The 18,445-nt window shown below is 41.0% G+C and carries 16 protein-coding genes and 2 pseudogenes; 7 read left to right on the top strand and 11 right to left on the bottom strand.

Annotation, left to right across the window (positions count from 1 at the left end; all coding sequences use genetic code 11):
- Positions 1-490: 490 nt before the first annotated feature.
- Both AC5590_RS02150 and AC5590_RS02145 read right to left on the bottom strand, forming a co-directional pair.
- Positions 491-1,009, bottom strand: coding sequence for a hypothetical protein (locus tag AC5590_RS02150; RefSeq protein ID WP_169262925.1), 519 nt, complete (start codon positions 1,007-1,009; stop codon positions 491-493).
- A gap of 109 nt (positions 1,010-1,118) precedes the next feature.
- A complete protein-coding gene (locus AC5590_RS02145; RefSeq protein WP_169262924.1) occupies positions 1,119-3,299 on the bottom strand; it encodes a cation:proton antiporter in 2,181 nt (726 codons plus the stop codon).
- Positions 3,300-3,598: 299 nt separating this feature from the next.
- Between AC5590_RS02145 and AC5590_RS02140 the strand changes: the two genes are divergently transcribed.
- Positions 3,599-3,748 carry a hypothetical protein gene (locus AC5590_RS02140; protein WP_169262923.1) on the top strand — a complete coding sequence of 50 codons (150 nt, stop codon included), beginning with the start codon at positions 3,599-3,601 and terminating at the stop codon, positions 3,746-3,748.
- A 73-nt stretch (positions 3,749-3,821) separates the two neighbouring features.
- Positions 3,822-4,523 (top strand): PspA/IM30 family protein, encoded by a 702-nt coding sequence (locus AC5590_RS02135; protein WP_169262922.1) that lies wholly within the window; start codon positions 3,822-3,824, stop codon positions 4,521-4,523.
- Between the two features lie 36 nt (positions 4,524-4,559).
- Here AC5590_RS02135 and AC5590_RS02130 read toward each other — a convergent pair.
- Positions 4,560-4,950, bottom strand: a pseudogene (locus AC5590_RS02130) (hybrid sensor histidine kinase/response regulator); the annotation flags it as partial.
- Positions 4,951-5,230: 280 nt separating this feature from the next.
- Between AC5590_RS02130 and AC5590_RS02125 the strand changes: the two are divergent.
- From AC5590_RS02125 to AC5590_RS02115, 3 genes are all read left to right on the top strand, one after another.
- Positions 5,231-6,352 carry an IS630 family transposase gene (locus tag AC5590_RS02125; RefSeq protein WP_169262921.1) on the top strand — a complete coding sequence of 374 codons (1,122 nt, stop codon included), beginning with the start codon at positions 5,231-5,233 and terminating at the stop codon, positions 6,350-6,352.
- Positions 6,353-6,711: 359 nt separating this feature from the next.
- The gene (locus AC5590_RS02120; RefSeq protein ID WP_282453037.1) at positions 6,712-7,404 is read left to right on the top strand and encodes an RNA-guided endonuclease InsQ/TnpB family protein; all 693 of its coding nucleotides are present in this window, start codon (positions 6,712-6,714) and stop codon (positions 7,402-7,404) included.
- 14 nt (positions 7,405-7,418) lie between these two features.
- Positions 7,419-7,856 carry an RNA-guided endonuclease InsQ/TnpB family protein gene (locus tag AC5590_RS02115; RefSeq protein ID WP_348982672.1) on the top strand — a complete coding sequence of 146 codons (438 nt, stop codon included), beginning with the start codon at positions 7,419-7,421 and terminating at the stop codon, positions 7,854-7,856.
- 90 nt (positions 7,857-7,946) lie between these two features.
- Here AC5590_RS02115 and AC5590_RS02110 read toward each other — a convergent pair whose 3' ends face one another.
- The 3 genes and pseudogenes from AC5590_RS02110 to nfi all read right to left on the bottom strand — a co-directional run bounded on the left by AC5590_RS02110 (position 7,947) and on the right by nfi (position 10,514).
- On the bottom strand, positions 7,947-8,657 hold the full coding sequence (locus tag AC5590_RS02110) for a GDSL-type esterase/lipase family protein (protein ID WP_171976442.1): 711 nt from the start codon (positions 8,655-8,657) through the stop codon (positions 7,947-7,949).
- Positions 8,658-8,723: 66 nt separating this feature from the next.
- Positions 8,724-9,611, bottom strand: coding sequence for a CPBP family intramembrane glutamic endopeptidase (locus tag AC5590_RS02105; RefSeq protein ID WP_169262920.1), 888 nt, complete (start codon positions 9,609-9,611; stop codon positions 8,724-8,726).
- Positions 9,612-9,848: 237 nt separating this feature from the next.
- A pseudogene (nfi, locus tag AC5590_RS02100) lies at positions 9,849-10,514 on the bottom strand (deoxyribonuclease V).
- A 310-nt stretch (positions 10,515-10,824) separates the two neighbouring features.
- On the opposite strand from nfi, the gene AC5590_RS02095 reads away from it, so the two are divergent.
- Both AC5590_RS02095 and AC5590_RS02090 read left to right on the top strand, forming a co-directional pair.
- A complete protein-coding gene (locus AC5590_RS02095; RefSeq protein ID WP_169262919.1) occupies positions 10,825-11,910 on the top strand; it encodes a hypothetical protein in 1,086 nt (361 codons plus the stop codon).
- A 77-nt stretch (positions 11,911-11,987) separates the two neighbouring features.
- A complete protein-coding gene (locus AC5590_RS02090) occupies positions 11,988-12,953 on the top strand; it encodes an aldo/keto reductase (protein ID WP_169262918.1) in 966 nt (321 codons plus the stop codon).
- 7 nt (positions 12,954-12,960) lie between these two features.
- On the opposite strand, the gene AC5590_RS02085 is transcribed toward AC5590_RS02090, so the two are convergent.
- From AC5590_RS02085 to fabZ, 5 genes are all read right to left on the bottom strand, one after another.
- Positions 12,961-13,797, bottom strand: a complete 837-nt coding sequence (locus AC5590_RS02085; protein ID WP_169262917.1) for a class I SAM-dependent methyltransferase — start codon at positions 13,795-13,797, stop codon at positions 12,961-12,963.
- A 37-nt stretch (positions 13,798-13,834) separates the two neighbouring features.
- A complete protein-coding gene (locus tag AC5590_RS02080; RefSeq protein ID WP_169262916.1) occupies positions 13,835-15,124 on the bottom strand; it encodes a DNA cytosine methyltransferase in 1,290 nt (429 codons plus the stop codon).
- A gap of 309 nt (positions 15,125-15,433) precedes the next feature.
- Complete coding sequence (gene lpxB, locus AC5590_RS02075; protein WP_169262915.1) at positions 15,434-16,603, bottom strand: lipid-A-disaccharide synthase; 1,170 nt, start codon at positions 16,601-16,603, stop codon at positions 15,434-15,436.
- A gap of 132 nt (positions 16,604-16,735) precedes the next feature.
- The gene (lpxA, locus tag AC5590_RS02070; protein WP_169262914.1) at positions 16,736-17,554 is read right to left on the bottom strand and encodes an acyl-ACP--UDP-N-acetylglucosamine O-acyltransferase; all 819 of its coding nucleotides are present in this window, start codon (positions 17,552-17,554) and stop codon (positions 16,736-16,738) included.
- 335 nt (positions 17,555-17,889) lie between these two features.
- Complete coding sequence (gene fabZ, locus AC5590_RS02065; RefSeq protein WP_169262913.1) at positions 17,890-18,423, bottom strand: 3-hydroxyacyl-ACP dehydratase FabZ; 534 nt, start codon at positions 18,421-18,423, stop codon at positions 17,890-17,892.
- Between the last annotated feature and the right edge of the window lie 22 nt (positions 18,424-18,445).

Below are 18,445 nucleotides of genomic sequence, written 5' to 3'. Positions count from 1 at the left end.
TAGCATCATGGGCTTTGCCTAAAAGCTTGTAAGCGGCTTGACGAAATTCTTGAAGTTTGACAAGTTTCATATTGGCAGGTGAGAGTTGGTCGTTCTTCTCTCATCTTCTGCCCAAGGGGGTCTGTGTTAATCACAGACTGCCTTTCCCAAAATTTTATACCAACAACACATGCTTTCCTTTGTTTACCGATCGCCTGCCTTTAGTCTAAACTCCAGTATGAAGATACATAGAAATAACCTCACCGCCTACCACTTTTTTGTGCCTCATTTATATTTTGGACGGATTTATAGAAATGCTATTACTCCCTTAGATGCAAGATCTGAGGATCGATAATCTTGCACCTAAGGGAGTAGGGGGTGTTCAATGGAAAGCATCCCAATTTTGCAAAAAACGCTATTGGGAGCATCTTGCTCCCTAATTTATAACTGAAGCAGGCATCTTGCCCACACTAGAAAATAAGATAATTTTACACCTTTGGGATGCTCCCGTTCAATGATTCTTTGGCTCCTCAGATTTTTCTTTCGTTTTTTGTGGGATTGCTGTTAATCCAATCGTTTTGGAATTATCACTGACATTGATTTTGCCTATTAAATCTCGTTTCTTTACCAACTGAATTTGTAGTTTGACTGGGATAAGGTTTGTTTGTTTTTGAACATTTGGAGTATTACATAGAATGTGCTTTTGAATTGTTCCAGATAAATTCAATTCTTGATTTTTAATTTTACCCATAAGTGAAGATTTTTTAGACACTTTTGAAGTTTTTATGGAGTTGTCTGGCACTAATAAACCATTTAAGTAAATTCCTGATTGCTGAAGATTTAAGAGCAAAAAACCCGATTGATCACAGATGGGTAATTTTTCACTCAACATGAGGCGATAGTTGCTGTCAATCTCAAGCGGTGCTTTTAGACTACTTTCTCCATAAGCAGTTACTACTTTAAACAAAAGCAGTACTGAACTTATTGCCACAGCGTAGAAAGTCAAAGATTTAAGATTGAAATGACTCATGGTTCTGAAGATAAAGGGTGATAGAAAACAAAGGAGAATAATGAATCCTGAATGATGTCAGAAGAAACGTTATATTTTTTCTATTAATCATTCAGAATTCACTATTGAGCTAATTGATGATCTCTAATTTATCGTTAGCAAGAATGGAAGTAATATGAGAACTAATTTGACTGTGGCGACGAGTAATCAGTAGTGAGGAGCGACACTCAATAGCTAGTTGATCTGTGTATCTTCCCAGGGTTTGACGTTCGATACCCCAAGCGCGACTCGTACCAGCAATAGTCAGATCAACTGCTTCAGAGGCTGCGACTACAGCTTGAATAGGCTCTATAGCTTCCACTATTTTGATGTCAATGCGATCGCGTACACTTTGAGGCAATTGCTCCATCACGTTGTGAAGCTCGTAACTCAGTTCATTTCTGACTTGATTCTCTGCTACAACCTGTAAAACCTGTAATCGGCAGGTATCACGATTTATTAGCAGTCTCAAAGCCAGTATCATTGCCAAATCGTCATGAATGTTTGCAGAATAAGGAACCAACAACCTTTCTAAACGCTCTTGTCCTCGATCTATAAACACCGCTACATCTACTGGTGCATTGGTGAGAATTTGACCAACTCGTCCACCTAAGCGATTCTTACTAAAAGCTGGACGATGCCATCCTACTAAAATTAAGTTAGCTTGCTCAAGTAAGGCAATCCGTGCTGTTTCTCGTGCAACATTGCTCGATGTGCAAACAATAGGATGCATATAGGAGCGTGCTTCTGATGGTTCTAGACGTGAAATCAATTCTTCTAGCTGTTGGCGACGCTGTGTAATAACTCGATCTGCTTCTTGTGGAGTACTTTCAAAGCCATAGTCTTCTTGCAGTTCAATCAAACTGAGTGGGTAAACGACGGCGGGTTGTCGATAGTTGATTGCGATCGCAACAGCCAACTCCATCAAACCTTTTTGGCTGTTGGGATTTGCGACTGGAACCAAAATTCCGTAAGGACGATTGTAAAAATCTTCACCACCAGAGGTGCTTGTTTCTTTTTCTTCTGGTTCTTGCTCAACCACATCCAACTTGATCAGCTTTTTCGGATAAGTCAGCTCTAACAGTGGCGAAGTCATAAATGTTGTGACTAGTGCCATTATCACCAACATGGTAAATAGTAGCGGCGAAATGACTCCAAGACTCAGACCAATATTTAGCACTATCAGCTCAGTTAAGCCCCGAGTATTCATCAACCAACCTAGTGCTGAGGCTTCTCGCTTATCTATACCACTGACACGCGCTGCTACATAAGTTCCGACGTATTTACCTATGATTGCCACTGCGAGCACAGCTAAGCATAGTGCCCATAATTCTGGTTTATTCAGCAAACCAATTTCCGTCCGCAAACCACTATAAGCAAAGAACACTGGTAGCAGAAATATCAGCACAAAATCTTCGGTTTTTATTGCTAATTCCCGCACTAAACCTGCATTCTTTGGCATGGCTGCTCCTAGTAAAAATGCCCCAAATATGAGGTGAATACCAATCAGTTCAGTTATTAGGGCAGAAGCAACCACTCCCATGTAAATCAAAGCTAGAACTAATTGGCTGAGGCGTCCAGTCCGACGGTAGTAGTTGGCAAGGCGTTTCAAGAAAATTCGCCCTACTGTCATCATGAAGCCGATGTAGATCAGGGAGTATAAAATCGTGGGAATAGCTTTGACAAAACTACCAGTATGTGCAACAGCAATAGCCACTGCTAACAAACACCAAGCAGTGACGTCATCTACTGCAGCACAAGTCAGCGCCAAAGTTCCCAAACGTGTTTTTTGCAAATTGTTCTCAGTAATAATCCGTGCTAATACTGGAAAAGCAGTAATCGACATTGCTGCTCCCAGAAACAGTGCGAAGGCGGTAAACGACACACTAGCATTGGATACTAGAGGATACAGCAGAACTGCTAGCAGCGTTCCTAATGAAAACGGTACTAAAATACTGACGTGAGAAGTTAAGATTGCTACCTCTAAATTGCCGCTGAGGTATTTCGGGTTTAACTCTAACCCAATCAAAAACATGAAGAAAATTAACCCTACCTGAGACAACACATTCAGGAAGGGAATTGTTTCGGGTGGAAATAAGGTAGATGCTAATCCTGGAGCAACCAAACCAAAAAGAGATGGTCCGAGCATTATCCCAGCAACAATCTCTCCAATGACTAATGGTTGGTTAATCCACCGGAAGGCGAGTCCTACTAGGCGTGACAGTCCGATAACAATTAGCACTTCAACGAGAACGAGAATAACTGTCTGCATGTTTTCCTCACAATCGACTATCCAGTGGTCTAAAGATGATTCTTTATAACCCTTTAATATGTCAAGTCAACGTTATCTAGTTTACTTATAGTAATTCGTGGCGTTAATTGTTGTTAACAAGCGCCGTTATAGCTTGCAAAGCCCGTTATGGATCAGTATGCATTACCTATTTCTATCAAATGTCTAATGAACCAAGTAACAAAGTGGCATACGCTTTGCGTAAGTATCAGATATGAGCATGAAGGTTGACTAAGGACAGGGCTAGAAAAGCTTAAATAAGCCAAAAAGAAAGAAAAACTATGGGATTAAGCGAACGCGTTAACCGAGTCATAAAAGCAAACTTGAATGATATTGCAGGCAATTTCAACCGGATAGAAGGAGAAATGTTTATTGCTGGAGGAGGTGTACTCAGATCTTGCACCTTTCCGTATAACCCTGGGTTTAGTTAAAAGCAGTGCAATAAAGCTACAGTCTTTTTCTTGGCTTTTATAGGTTAAATAAGGATTTTAGGGTTGTTACTGTGTGTCAAAACAACATCATTTTTTATTGGTGCAAGATGTGAGTGTAGCGGGTGCGGGAATTTCTGCTATGGTTGGGAACATGGGTCTAGCTGGTATAGGCACAGCCGTGGGAATTTATGCCCCTCATTTGATAGCTGCGCGGACGGTTGCTGGAGCTACTGCTTATGGACTCAAAAAAGGAGTGGAAAATCAAGACCCTTTGGCTGTAGGTGCAGCAGCACTTGGCTCAGCTGGCGGTGCGGGTATTTATGCAACAATCGGAAATATGGGATTAGTTGTGGTTGCAGCGGGTTTTAGTATAGGCATGGCTCATGTCGTGACTGCAGGCGCAGTGGTTGGACTTGGGGTTTACGGTTTATCGAAAGTTCTGGACAAATCCGACACTCTTTACAAAATAAGACCCAGCATACAGCAAAGCATTGACAGCGCTACAGCAAACCTTAAGCAATTGGAATTACAGTACAAGCAAGCTGAAGATGAAATCCAACCATGGCATCAAGTCGCTGTGGTAGCTTTGAAAAAAGAACGTTTGGATTTGGCTCGTGAGGCTTTGAATCGGAAGTACATTTATCAAGAAACTGGCTTAAGTCTCAAAAATCAGATTGATCAGCTCCTCAGAGTTATTAACAGTCTGAATAATGATTTGATGGTGATCGAACGAGCGATCGCTTCGCTGCTGTGCGAAGCGCAGATCGCCCCATAGAAGTGCGTTTTCTGACAATCGCTTCTTTTGCTTAAGTTAATCGCTGCGTCCAACTAAGTTGGAAGTGACCTCAACTAATATTGCTGGATCTACTGGTTTTGAAATATGTTGTTGAAAACCTGCTGAAATTGCCTGCTGATAATCAATTTCCCCGGCATATGCCGTGAGGGCGATTGCCGGAATTTGCCCACCTTGCTCTGGTGGCAGAGTTCTCACTTGACGCATGAGTGTGTAGCCATCCATCTCTGGCATGCCAATGTCGCTGAGCAGCATCTGCTTGGCGGAAGTATTCAAACACATGGGGGAGAAAGTCCGGGTGAATGCCTTTACCCGTATCGCTGACGGTGATTTGGGCACAAGATCCAACGCGCTGCAATCGGATGTCTACTGGTCCGCCGACATCGGTGAACTTGACTGCGTTTGAAAGTTGACCAGGAGTGCGATCGCATCAGCATTGCAATCTCGCTGTCGCCGATAAATATGTCTTGCGGAACAGTTGCCTTCACGTCAACAAGGGGTGCAGATACTTTTGATTTTGAATAGCGCTCGAACGATACTACGTGGGATAGCAGCGATTAAATCTAGCATATTTAAGAGTCCTTCTTACATCTACCCAAAGGTACAGGAGTTTAAGCCAGTGGATGAGATTGTAAGCTAATCGGCATTTAAGTTGCATAATAAAAAGGTAAAGTAACCTAAAAGTAACTATGCCACCACCAGCAAGGAACTTTTTAACGCCGGAACAAGTTACTCAGCTACAACAAGCTCTAAAAGAGAGTGAATTACCGCACGTTAGAGAAAGAATTTTAATTATTCTGCTCCAAAATGATGGGAGAACACAACAAGAAATTGCTAATTTTTTAGGTTGTTCGCTTAGAACAGTAGCATATTGGTGTATGCACGGAGACCCAGATAATCTAGAAACATTACATAATAAAAGAGAGTACGAGCATTACTGGAAAGCGACTCCTGAATACATTGAACTATTATTAAAAACAGTTGATAAAGAACCATCAGATTTGGGTTACGAATTTGGAAGATGGACAGCAGAAAGATTAGCCACATATTTAAGTGAGCAAACTGGGATTGAATTAAGTAGCTCGCAAGTGAGGAGGATATTAAAGCAAAAAAAGTATAGTTATATTTGGGCTAAATATGACTTAGAAGATAAACAAAATCCAGTAGAGAGAGCAAAGTTTAAAGAAAAACTTGTTCAATATTTATCAATAGCACGAGAACAACCAGAGCGTTTACAGGTATGGTTTTGGGATGAAAGTGGTTTTAGTTTACGTGTGATTCGACGTCAGAATTGGGGTAAGAAAGGAAAACGTAAAAATCTTCCCGGTCAACGGCGGCATGGTCGTCTTAATGTGATGGGAGCAATAAGAGAAGCAGATCGTAAGCGGGTATGTTTTTTTATTAAAAAAGGTAATGCAGATATTTTTTATGAGCAATTACAACACTTAAATGAGTTGATCAAACAAGAGTGGGTAAACAAAGGAAACCGCTCGGAAGATTTTTCAAAGCTTGGATCTAAGATTATTTTAATCTTAGATAATGCTAGTTTTCATAAACGTAAGGAGATTCTCGCTAAAATATCTCAAGAGTTCCCTAATTTTATTTTAGAATTTTTACCGACTTACAGTCCTGATTATAACATGATTGAATTAGTCTGGCATTCATGTAAAGAATACATCGCTCATCGTTTGTTTAAGTCATTAGATGAATTGAAATCTTTACTAAATAAGTTATTAAATCAAGGTGAGTTAGTTATTAACTGGCATCGCAAAATAAAACATAAGGGAAATAACGTCTATATTGCAGCTTGAATGCGGATTAGCTTAGAGCTTGTCCTAAGTAGCAAATAACCTAGACAAACATAGTCATTCATTTACAAATATCTCCCGTATTTTTAATCAATTCATCAATGAGACCTCTTAGCTGTTCTTGCCAGTCAGGAATGGCTTTTAACTTTTCTTTAACGCCTTCGCGCACTTTAAGACAGACAGGAGACTTGTCAAACGGCTCTTCATTGAAAGGAAGCGCACCAAGTTTGTTTTTTCTTTTAAAAGTCCTTTAAAACTTTTAAATATTAGTATACTAATATTTATGTGGCAAACCTTGAGGTCGCTCAATGCTTTTATCCATCAAGACTAAGTTGAAGCTAACAGCAGAGCAAAAAACAATAATGAGCAAACACGCAGGCATAGCGCGGTTTACTTATAACTGGGGTTTGGCGACTTGGCAGAACTTATATCAAGATGGATTCAAGCCGAATAAATTCCTGCTCAAAAAGTTCTTTAACAACTCAGTGAAAACTCAGTTGGAATGGATCAAACACAAAGGTATTTGTCAAAAAATAACTCAATATGCTTTTGACCAACTAGGTGCTGCCTATGACCGATTCTTTAAGGGCCTGGGAGGATATCCTAGGTTTAAAAACAAAGGTCAGAATGATTCTTTTACTATTAACGCAGCTGGAAAACCCATTCCTATAGGCGGCGTACGTGTTAAGTTACCGACCATTGGCTGGGTTAAGACTTGCGAAGGTTTGCCCCATACTACGACGACTAAGTTATCAATATCTCGGATAGCAGATGACTGGTACATTGCGTTTGCACACTGTGTCGAAACTGAGCCAAGCTCTAAGTCTGTAGATGTTGTAGGAGTGGATTTAGGCATTAAGGAACTAGCTACGCTTAGCACTGGCGTTACATTCCCTAATCCAGAAGCCTATAAGAAAAACATTCAAAAGCTGAAGCGATTGTCTAAAGCTTTGGCGCGAAAAACCAAAGGTAGTAGCAATCGTCATAAGGCAAAAATCAAACTAGCTAAGCATCATAACCGCGTTTCAAGCATTCGCAAAGACTCGCTTCATTAAGTCACGAATTACTTATGCAAAAACCACGCGCTTGTAGTAATCGAAGACTTGCAGTAAATGGCATGATGCAAAACCATAAACTTGGGCAATCCATAGCTGACTCTGGGTTTTATGAATTCAAAAGACAGCTTGAATACAAATGCAAGAAGTTTGGAAGCAAGTTAGTTTTAGCGGATAGATGGTACCCATCATCCAAAACTTGTAGTAGATGTGGCTGTAAAAAAGAATCCTTGCTATTAAGTGAACGTGTCTACAATTGTGAGCATTGTGGACACGTAATTGATAGGGATTTAAATGCCGCAATCAACCTGAGCCATTGCTCCACTAGGGTTTTCCGGCTTGTAAGCGCAAAGCGCACGCCAAGGGCGTTAGACGTAAGGCGTGCCGTAGGCATACGCACAGCGTCTGGGCAGGAGTTAGCATGTGGCGTATCGCGTCTGGCTAAGACGTGAATGCTTTCTGAGGGATAACCGCTCCCATGCTCCCTATGAAGAAAGAAGCAAATGTCTAGACTTGTCTAGGGTTTCTATAGCAGTTAGTTTTCACTCACACGAACTAAAATTGTAAGAAGCAAACGCTTCCCAACTGATAACATCTTCCAAGAGAGTTTGATACCCAAGTGTATTTGGATGAAGACCGTCTTTGCTCAAACGTTTGAGTCTCCAAGCTTCAGTGCGCTCCATCCATTTTTGGAAAATATCGAGATAGGGAATTTTTCTTGCGGTACAAGCAACTCGGATCGCTTCTTTGTAACGGTGCTGGTCGGCATGATTATAGTAAAAGCAATTCATAAATGGCATTTTGGCTTGATCAACTGGTACCATGCCTACGAATAAAACCGGACATAATTGCTGTGCCTGGTCAAGTAAAAATGCAATGTGTGATTCAAAAACCGCAAAATCTGTATAGTTTCGTCCGTTGAGACGACCTAGCCGTGCAGAATCATTGACTCCTACTGAAAGAATAATCAAGTCGGGAACCTGGTTTCGCAGTTCACCACGGTGGCGAAATTCAACTCCTAGCCTTTGTGATACTTGCTGAATGCGATCGCCCCGCACCCCCAAATTGTAAAGAACATGACCTGGGCTATCTGCTAACATCCAACATCGTCGTAGTCGTTCGACCCAGCCGCCTCCTTCTGGATCGCCAAATCCATATACTAAACTATCTCCTAACGCCACAATTTTTAGAGGCTGGCAACGTTTTGGTACAGCTGACAGATGCATTAAGGAACTTGCTTCAAATGTCTGCATCTTTAAAATGTGTTTTTTATATTTTTATAAGATTCTATACATTTCTATATCTATTGTGTAATTTTTTTATGACTCTTTTTGCGAAGAATTGATGAAGTAAGGCATAGCAGCATCTTTGCGTGGCCAGTTTTGGGAAACAAAGCGTACTAAAAGAGGTAACGAGAGAACTATAAACAGGATACCTAACCACAAGCTATGACGTAATTGTTCTAAGTTGTTCATGGTTGGGGTAGGTATTGAAACAGTATTTAACAGGCTCATGACCACTACAAAAGAATTATTCATTGCATGACAGGCAATGGGTACGATCAGTGAGCGTGTCCGGATGTACAACAGCCCTAAAACCATTCCTACCATAGACAATCCCAGAAAATTCGCGTGCCCAATGCCGAACAATAGCGATGAACCCAACAATCCTGCTTGAATGCCCCACTTACTTGCCCAGCGCTGCAAAATAATCCCCCTAAACAGGAATTCTTCCGTAATTGGGGCGACAACCACTAACACGATCGCTTGCAGCAAATTGAACAACACTGGTGCAGTCCTTTGAGGTATTGGGGTTTTGGCAACGTCATATAGGATTCTATCTACAAGTGATGGAGCCATTAATGACAGTAGGTACAACAAGACTAAGTAGGAACCAATAGAAAATAAAATCAACAGAATAACTAAGCCTACCTTCGGCAACCACTTATGGTTATTTGGCAATCGACCAACAACGTAGTTAAGGTGAATTCCTAAGCGCTTGAAGTCTGCCAGTATCCAGAGGCAAAGTGAGCCAAACACGAAAATGTAAAGGACGAGATTTAAGACTTGAGGATTGAAATTCAACGGTTTGGTCACTTGAATTAGCCCCAGCGCCAAACCAAGGACAAAAGATATGAGGAAAAGTCGCAGCAGCAAAGAGCGAACTTTAAGACGGAGAAATGGATTATTGATTGTTTCAGGAGTCATAATTTATAGGATACTTTGCGTAAGGGTATGCAGCAGTTGCTAGTTCTGTTGGTCTTACCCATCAAGGTCTGTTGCTCCTGGCAAAAGTCCCAGTTCGCAAAAAGCTTGGAGTTTTCTAGTCTAGAACAACTGACTTCAATTCTGGATACTTGTTCTCGCAAGCTACCTGTCATTTCATTGAGATCTTGAATCGCGATAATAGGTATCTTGCAACAGACGAGATAGAATTTCTCTGGCTTATTTTGAAGAGGCAAGTTTATCAGCAATGCGTGTTGTTTCTGGCAATCGATATTTTGTGGTACAACGCAATACATAATCAATTGCCGTAGGTAAACTAATTCTATGACCGCTAGATATATAAAGTGGTTTTACTTTTGTACGCGTCCGTAAAACAACTCCAATTGTTTCTTCTTTATCTATGAGTGGTACGCAACTACCGCGTGTTTCTGGCAAGTCTTCATACTTACCAACAAGCAACGATTTAGCAACACCAATTGTCGGTATATCTACAATTAAACCCAAATGGCAAGCTATACCAAATCTTCGAGGATGGGCTATTCCCTGTCCATCACACAAAATAAGATCTGGTATTGTTTGAATCTTTTCCAGTGCATCTAGTACAGCAGGTATTTCACGAAATGAGAGGAAGCCAGGGATGTAGGGAAATGTTGTCGGACGGCGTGCTAGGCTTGTTTCTTGTAGCTGTAAATCAGGAAAACTTAGCACTGCGACAGCTGCACGGCTAATTGTCCCATCCGCTTAAAAACCCATATCTACCCCAGCTACATACTGTATAGGTTGTTTGAGTTTATCTTCGGTAATGACCTCATATCTAAGCGTTTCTTGAATGTTTCTAGCTTCATCCACTGTTAAAGACCAAGCATGACGTTGGGAAATCTTCATATTTATAGCTTGAGTTGAAATTTTGGAGTTTGGGAAATTGTTCTGAATCTGGAAGTGTATAACTTTACTCTTTTTTCTTAAGAGATTTTAATTCATACTTTGGATAGATGCAATAAAATACATTTTTATATGAGATTCCATAGGTTGCTTATTAGCACACCAGTATTGTTTAATGCAACAAAAGTTTGCTGTCGATATGTTACAGTCTAATGTTGCAATGATCAGGTCGAGCAACAACCAGCTGCGCAACTACCCTGTCTTTTGGAAATGTAGACATTTGTCCATTTAAGTCAAGCAAAGTAGGTGTGAGATGAAAAAGCTTAAATTACCCAGATGGTTTCCTTACCCCAGTTCTTGGTTAAACGCCTTGATATTATCAATGTTTATGACTGGGTTGGTCGCTTTGATAAGGCGTAGCAATGGTTTGGACTTTAATTTCGCTAAATGGTCAGACAACCCAGAACTACTTACCATATCGGTAATATTAGTCGCTATATTACCGATACCTGCGATCGCCTTTTTTCATCACTTTTTTATTAGTCGCTTCATCAGCGCTATTCCAGGAGAAGGGATAATCAATATCAAAGGATTTGTTCCTGGATTGATAAGTTGGTGGGAAAGTTTATATAGTTGGCTTGTGTTTGTCCTTTCTACTTTAATTGCAATCTTGCTTTCTAGTCCTTTTTTACCTTTATTTAAACTCAACTACGAAACAATCATTAACAGCCACACTCAACCTCACAAAAACATACAAGCAATTTTTGCTATTTTCTGGATCATCAGCGCTGCTATTTTTTACCAAATTGAGTATTCATTTAAGTTCCATTTGATGTTTGCTGATATTGATGATGCTCAATCGGAAAGCGCAAAGACAAGAAATGATGCGCCAACCGATGTTAAGACTGATGACACCCAGTTAAAGAAAACTGATGCTACAGAAATACAAAAAACTGCTCAAGTACCAACGAAAAAGCCAACCATCGTTGATTTTATTGTGAAAAATCGAAAGTTGCCCAAGAGATTTTTCAGATTTGGTTTAATTTCTATAGTTGTTTTATGGGTATATCTGTTTGCTAACTTACCAGAAGTGAAACAAACTTTCTCATCTACAAGTATCTCTTTAGAAAGACCACTAGGACTTACTCCTGAACCTGGTGCTAAAACTAAAGATAACACTTTTGATCGCGCTATTAGCAAAGGTAAAGTCGCAGCACAGCTAACAAAGTCAGCGCAAAGTAGAGATGAGTGGCAAATTGTTCTTAATCGGTGGGAACAAGCAATTAGACTTTTAGAAAACGTGCCAGCTTCTAGTCAGGATTACTCAATGGCACAGCAAAAAATTATCCAATATCAAATTCATCGGGAGTTTGCTAGGCAAAATGCCGTATTGAATTAGTTTTTACAATCCACTGCCCACAGTGACTCTGGGCTAATATACAGAAAGAAAAGCAGATTTATCCCAGTAAGCAAACTATGTCAGGAAACACGACGCGGCGTAACTTCCTTATCACTGGTGTTGCTGTCACAGGCAGTATTGTAGGAGCATCTACCTTGCAACAACAAGTTGCTGACACTGCTAAACCACCAGCGACTATGCCAGAACGAGTGCTGGGACGCACAGGCGTAAAAGTTCCCATTTTTGGCTTAGGAGGAGCAGGTCAAACGCCTCTGTCTTCGGAAGGGAAAGAACGTGATGCTGTCGCAATTATCAGGAAAGCACTCTTACTTGGCATTCGTTACTTTGATACTGCAGCTGACTACGGACCAAGTGAAGATTATTTAGGGAAAGTACTACCATCTTATCGGTCAAAAATTTTTCTGGCAAGCAAGACAGATAAAAGAGATCGTGATGGTGCGTGGCGAGAGTTAGAAAGAAGTCTTAAACGTTTAAACACAGATCATCTTGACTTGTGGCAATTGCATCACGTCTCTTCGCGCGAAGAACTCAACACCATCTTTAGTTCATCTGGTGCAGTCAAAGCTTTAGAAGAGGCGATGCAGCAGAAACTCGTCCGCTTTGTTGGCATAACCGGACACCACGATCCAGAAGTGATTGCTGAAGGATTGCGTCGCTATCCGTTCCACACAACGCTTATCCCCGTTAACGCTGCTGACAAACACCACCCGCGTCCATTTCTTCCAGTTGTTCTTCCGATCGCACAACAAAAGAATGTTGGCGTGATTGCGATGAAAGTACCAGCTTATGGTCGGTTGTTCAAACCCGGCGGATTAAGTGGCATGCAGCAAGCTATGGGATATAGTTTGTCCCAAGCGGGTGTTCACTGTTGCGTTATTGCGGCTGAAACTATCAAGCAATTGGAAGATAACGTCAATGTTGCTCAAGCTTTCCAACCTCTTGGTGACAAGGAATTAGCTGCAATCGAGCAGCGTAGTGCTGCAGTTTGGAAAGATGGCACGTTTTTCCGAGCTTGGGCATGATATTTCGCTATTCTACTGGCTTACGACCAAATGTAAAAAAAATCGTCATATCGTTCCAAACCCCTTGCTCAGTTTTTAATGCTTCTAATTCTGTCTCAAACTCAGCCTTCACTTGTGCTAACTGCTGTGATGAAAGTTGCGACAAGGGATTTGGAAATTGTCCTGGTGCTGGATGGGAACCTCCTGTCCACATTTGTTTTGCTTGCTCTAAGCTGATGTAGTTACCATACTGCTCAGGCTTGATTTCAATCGCCTCAAATCCTGCTTGCTGGAGCAAGTCATGGCACTTTTCAATTGTTCCTGTTGGTTTACTCAACGCTAATGAAACGCCATACTTTTCGACAACTTTCTGCACAACAACGCCTCCAACAAAAGCAGTGTCTGCAAATGCATGAAAGCCAATAAGTCCACCTGCTTTGAGAAATCGCATCCATTGGCGCAAAGTGGCTGGAATATCAGCCATCCAAATCAGCGCAGAAGAACACAAAATTGTGTCAAAACTATCGGCGCAAAAGTTCAGTGCTTCCGCATCCGCAAGTTGAAACTCAACATTCTCAAGACCAAATCCTTCAACCTTTTGCCTTGCTATCTCAAGCATTCCAGTTGAAATATCCACGCCGACGACGCGTCCTTGAGATCCTACAATTTGAGCCACTTCAATCGCGACCATACCTGTGCCAGTTGCAATGTCTAAAACGTGTTGTCCAGGTTTGATTTGTGCGTACTCAATCAGGCGATGAGCAATCTGAATATGCCAATCTGAATTATCGTAGGTTTGGCTTCTGCGGCTGTACAAATCCGCTATTTCTTTTTTGTAGTCATTTAATTCAAGTGGGTTAGTCATCTTGGAATTTTAACAATTACAATGTTATAAATATTTTCTAATTTCTTTTTCTTAATTCTATAATCCGTGAATCAACACCGTAATGTTCAGCAGCCTTAGACATATCATACATTAGTAAATTTTCGTTTCCTAGTTCTTGTATAACTCCAGGTTTATATGGGCAAACACCAAGAACTTTTATAATTTCTGATGCTACTGCCTTAGCTAATAATGGTGGAACAGAATTTCCTATTTGTCGAAATCCATGCAATTTTGTGACATGAAATCTAAACCAATCTGGATAAGAATGTAAACGAGCAGCTTCACGCACAGTAATACATCTTGAAGTGAATGGGTGAATTGGTCTAGCGGAAGTAAAAGCTCCTCTATTCCTTGGTGTTCCTGCTCTTAGTGTGTTGCATATTCCTTCAGGAGCAAGTTTATAAAAGCGGCTAATAGGTTCTGTTTTTCCAGGAAGAGTAGCTTCAAATCTCTTGATAGATTGAAAAGTATGCTTTGTTCTTAAACTTGAGGTGAGCATTCTAGAATCATATTTACGCTCATATGAATAATCATTATCTGTATAGCAAAGCCCACGAAGTTGTCTACTGTAATCGCTTGGTTTACCAAATTCTGCAATCACCGAATCTTTTTCAAAGAGTTCTATATAATCTTCTACTTCAGGTAGATCGCCAATTGCATCAAAAACTGTTGGACTTAATGGTAGTTGGTTTTGAAAAGCTGTTTTATTTAATTTTGCAGGTCTAGTCAGGGCTGCAGGATAGTTTGGTAATTCTAAATCCTGACGACAACCTAGCAAAAATAGTCTTTCACGATTCTGTGGCACTCCGTATTCAGCAGCATTTAAGACTTTATAATCTTTGCTCACTTTGTAACCACTTTGTTCAAATTCATTAATAATGACTGAAATAAACTCTCTATGCTTTCCTAGAGTCATTCCTTTAACATTTTCTAAAACAAAAAACTTTGGCTGCAATTCGAGAACTAAATGTATAAAGTTTTTAACTAAAGAATTACGAGGATCATCAAAAATACGTTTACCTATCAAGGAAAAACCTTGACATGGTGGTCCGCCAAACACGACATCTATTTCTCTATCACCAATAGAGGAGTTCCTTCTTATTTCTACTCCTGTAATATCAATAATACTTTTACAAAAAATATCCCAAAAAGGAAAATTAAATTCATGTGTTGCACAATGAATTGGATCAATTTCAACAGAAGCAAGCACATCAAATCCTGCTTGCTCAAAACCAAGAGTCATGCCACCAGCACCAGCAAATAAATCAACAGCTATAGGTCTTTGTTTCTGATTACTGTGAATCATATTGGATATTTAAGCTACTCACAAGCAAATTTTAGGATAACGAATAAGGGCGCTGTTAGCAGCGCCGCTAGCTTGGCTGATTGACTTTTAGCGTAACCTACATTGCACTTAGTAAAAAAAATGTCAAAGTTATTACATATTATTTGACTCCCTTCTCGTCCGCCTAGGACTATAAGTCCCAGGCTCATATACGAAGTCCATTAAAACGAACTGGAACGGGATATTATTTTTGAATAAATTTAAACACTATTTAATACAAGCATTGGTAGTTTACAAAGTCATGGTGCAAGATATTAGGTAATTGAAAATCTAATCCTCAAAATTTGGTAGCATTTGCAAAATTTCTTTTGCAGCGCGATCGCACACTCCCACTTCTCCCAAACACTGCCGCATTTCTTCATAATCTGCCGAAATTTGCTTTTTACGTTCCGGATTAACCAGTATTTCCAACGCTGCTTCGGTGATATTCTCTGGAGTCGCTTTTTCTTGTAAAAACTCTGGCACAATTGGCTTCATCACAACTAAATTAGGTGGCGATGCAAAAGGTATAGAACCTTTGAGCACACTCCGTGCAATCCAAGCCGTGATTGGATGAAGTCGGTAGAGGACAACTTGAGGTACTTTCAATAGTGCCAATTCCAAGTTAACTGTACCAGATTTAGTGATTGCTAAATCAGCGGCGGCGATCACTTCCTGAGTTTTGTCGGATACCACGGAAGCTCGTAAATTATACTGCTGTATTGCTTTCTCTATAGGTTTTCGATAGATTTCAAGAGAGAGAGGTATCCAAAAGTGTACATTAGGTAATTTTGCTTGAATCACCTGAGCCGCCTGAAACATCACAGGCAGAAGAAGTTTCAGTTCTTGACGACGAGAAGCGGGCAGAAGAGCAACACTGATCACATCTTCCGCAATTCCTAACTTGGCACGAGCATCTTCTCGACTGGGAAAGTTTTGGACTCTATCTACTAAAGGATGCCCTACCCAGGTCACTTTTGCTCCCCTTTGTTGGAAGTAACGCGCTTCCTCTGGAAAGATTGCTAGCAGCTTGTCTGTTATACCAACAACCATATTGGTGTTGCGTGAATTAAGCGACCAAACCCATTCCTGTGGTGCAATATAATACACTACACGAAGGTGTGACAAGTTGCGGCGAATATAATTACCAATTGCCAAATTTGGTCCCATGTAGTCAATCAGTATCACCAAGTCAGGTGAATTTTGTTTGAGATAGGCGATCGCCCGTCGCTGCATTTGGAGTGTTGGTAACACATAAGGCAGTGATTCCCAAATACCCACCGAGCCAATCTCACTAGTATTACCTATAAGGGTGGCTCCAACACTAGACATTTTTTCGCCACCCAGCGCCACAATCTCTAAATCCAAGCCAGCCGCCGCAGCTTGGCGGTTGAGTGCAGTAATAAGTAGCGATCCTTGCAGGTCGCCAGACACTTCGCCAGTACTGATAAATATACGCATTTATAAATGTAGGAATCGGGAGAGAGGGAGGGAGGGAAAGAGGAAGGGAGAGAGGGATAATTTCCTTTTCTCATTTCGTCCGCTTTTCCCTCATCTCCCCTTATATTTTTTCTTATCCCATTGTTTTCTGACTTAAGATTCGTCACTTGCGGCGACTTTCCCCTTACCAGGAATTAAGCCACGTCTTCCTGGCATTTGAGAAAGTAGCAAAAAGCGACGCAGATGCTGTAATTGTTGAGTATCTCCTAGGAGTTCTAGCTGTTCTAAGGAGTCTTTAAAGAGCAACTCAGAACGATAAAGAATGCGGAAGGCTTTTTTAAGAATTTGAAACTCGTCAGTACTAAAACCACCACGTTTGAGTCCAACAAGGTTTAGTGAACGAATTCGGGATGGATTCCCTTCTACGAGCATATATGGAGGGACATCTCGCTCAATGCGGCTCATGCCTCCTACCATTGCGAAGCTACCAATATGGACAAATTGATGGATTCCAAGAACTCCACTAATAACTGATCGTGATTCTATGTGGACGTGACCGGCGATCGCTACAGAATTAGAAATCGTCACATTGTCTTCTATCACAGAATTATGACCGACATGGACATAAGCCATCAATAAGTTAGCGTTTCCGATGCTAGTTTCTTTACCCGCACCAGTTGCGCGGTTAATCGTGACGTATTCGCGAATGCGATTATCATCTCCGATTTTTACCCAGCTCAATTCGCCATCATATTTCCGGTCTTGGGGTTCCATGCCAATAACTGCGCCCGGAAAAATGTGATTTCGTGCCCCAATTTCCAAAGGTCCTTCTAGTACAGCATGAGCGCCGATGGTGGTTTCAGGACCTACTTTAACATGCCCTCCAATAACAGCATAAGGACCGACTTCGACTGTCGGGTGCAATTGGGCACTAGGATGAATAACAGCAGTAGAATGAATGAGGGTTTTCAAGGGTGCATCTCCAGAACAGACTTGAGTGCTGAGAGTTTAGTTAGCTAGTAGCCGAAAGTGTGAACGAAGCTACTCAAGTGTGAGGGTGTCGAAAAATATAGAACTCAAATAATAATGCTATTGTGGGTTGTGTCTTTTACTGATATCCTTATCAGTTACCAGTTATCAGTTATCAATTTGAATTCAGAATTCAGCAATTGTGAATTCAGTATTCAGAAGGAAGAAATAAAGAATTCTGACTCCTGACTGCTTCACTGTTCACTGTTTGAATCAGAATTTGATAAAGGCACGTCACGGTGATGCCTTTACCACGCCTTTACCACAAAAGCAAATTTTTAAGATACGAGGGAAAACATCAGTTCGCCTTCAGTAGCGAGTTGACCATCAACTTCGGCGCGAGCTTGCATCTTACCGAAACGACGTTGTTTTACCCACAACAGTTCCACAGTCATCACCAGTTGATCTCCTGGTACAACTTGACGGCGGAAGCGAGTTTTATCGATACCAGCAAAGACAAACAACCCACCTTCCAACCCTGGAAGTTGAGTCAAAACAATACCGCCGACTTGTGCCATTGCTTCTACAATCAGCACTCCTGGCATAATTGGACGTCCTGGAAAATGACCTTGAAAATGGGGTTCATTGATCGTGACGTTTTTAATGCCAACAGCTCGTTTTTCGGGTACATATTCAATAATCCGGTCTACGAGCGCAAAGGGGTAGCGATGGGGTAGTAGTTTTTGGATATCTTCTATAGAGTAAATTATCTGATTGTCCGCTTTGTTTATGCTTGTACCATCTGGCTGATTATTGGTAGATGCTGGTGTGGGAGCATCAATAGTATTGGTTTGTTCGGTGACAGTTGACATTGACACTGTTATGTGATTTGTA

The organism is Brasilonema octagenarum UFV-OR1 (assembly GCF_963888615.1).
GTDB lineage: Bacteria > Cyanobacteriota > Cyanobacteriia > Cyanobacteriales > Nostocaceae > Brasilonema > Brasilonema sennae.
Note: the sequence above shows the minus strand (reverse complement) of the source record. Positions and strands in the feature narration are given on the sequence as shown.

Excerpts from the sequence above, each read along its gene's own strand:
- AC5590_RS02115 (WP_348982672.1), top strand. The coding sequence starts at position 7,419 with ATGCAAAAACCACGCGCTTGTAGTAATCGAAGACTTGCAGTAAATGGC.
- AC5590_RS02145 (WP_169262924.1), bottom strand. The coding sequence starts at position 3,299 with ATGCAGACAGTTATTCTCGTTCTCGTTGAAGTGCTAATTGTTATCGGA.
- AC5590_RS02150 (WP_169262925.1), bottom strand. The coding sequence starts at position 1,009 with ATGAGTCATTTCAATCTTAAATCTTTGACTTTCTACGCTGTGGCAATA.
- AC5590_RS02090 (WP_169262918.1), top strand. The coding sequence starts at position 11,988 with ATGTCAGGAAACACGACGCGGCGTAACTTCCTTATCACTGGTGTTGCT.
- AC5590_RS02095 (WP_169262919.1), top strand. The coding sequence starts at position 10,825 with ATGAAAAAGCTTAAATTACCCAGATGGTTTCCTTACCCCAGTTCTTGG.
- AC5590_RS02120 (WP_282453037.1), top strand. The coding sequence starts at position 6,712 with ATGAGCAAACACGCAGGCATAGCGCGGTTTACTTATAACTGGGGTTTG.
- AC5590_RS02110 (WP_171976442.1), bottom strand. The coding sequence starts at position 8,657 with ATGCAGACATTTGAAGCAAGTTCCTTAATGCATCTGTCAGCTGTACCA.
- AC5590_RS02125 (WP_169262921.1), top strand. The coding sequence starts at position 5,231 with ATGCCACCACCAGCAAGGAACTTTTTAACGCCGGAACAAGTTACTCAG.
- AC5590_RS02140 (WP_169262923.1), top strand. The coding sequence starts at position 3,599 with ATGGGATTAAGCGAACGCGTTAACCGAGTCATAAAAGCAAACTTGAAT.
- AC5590_RS02105 (WP_169262920.1), bottom strand. The coding sequence starts at position 9,611 with ATGACTCCTGAAACAATCAATAATCCATTTCTCCGTCTTAAAGTTCGC.
- fabZ (WP_169262913.1), bottom strand. The coding sequence starts at position 18,423 with ATGTCAACTGTCACCGAACAAACCAATACTATTGATGCTCCCACACCA.
- lpxB (WP_169262915.1), bottom strand. The coding sequence starts at position 16,603 with ATGCGTATATTTATCAGTACTGGCGAAGTGTCTGGCGACCTGCAAGGA.
- AC5590_RS02080 (WP_169262916.1), bottom strand. The coding sequence starts at position 15,124 with ATGATTCACAGTAATCAGAAACAAAGACCTATAGCTGTTGATTTATTT.
- AC5590_RS02085 (WP_169262917.1), bottom strand. The coding sequence starts at position 13,797 with ATGACTAACCCACTTGAATTAAATGACTACAAAAAAGAAATAGCGGAT.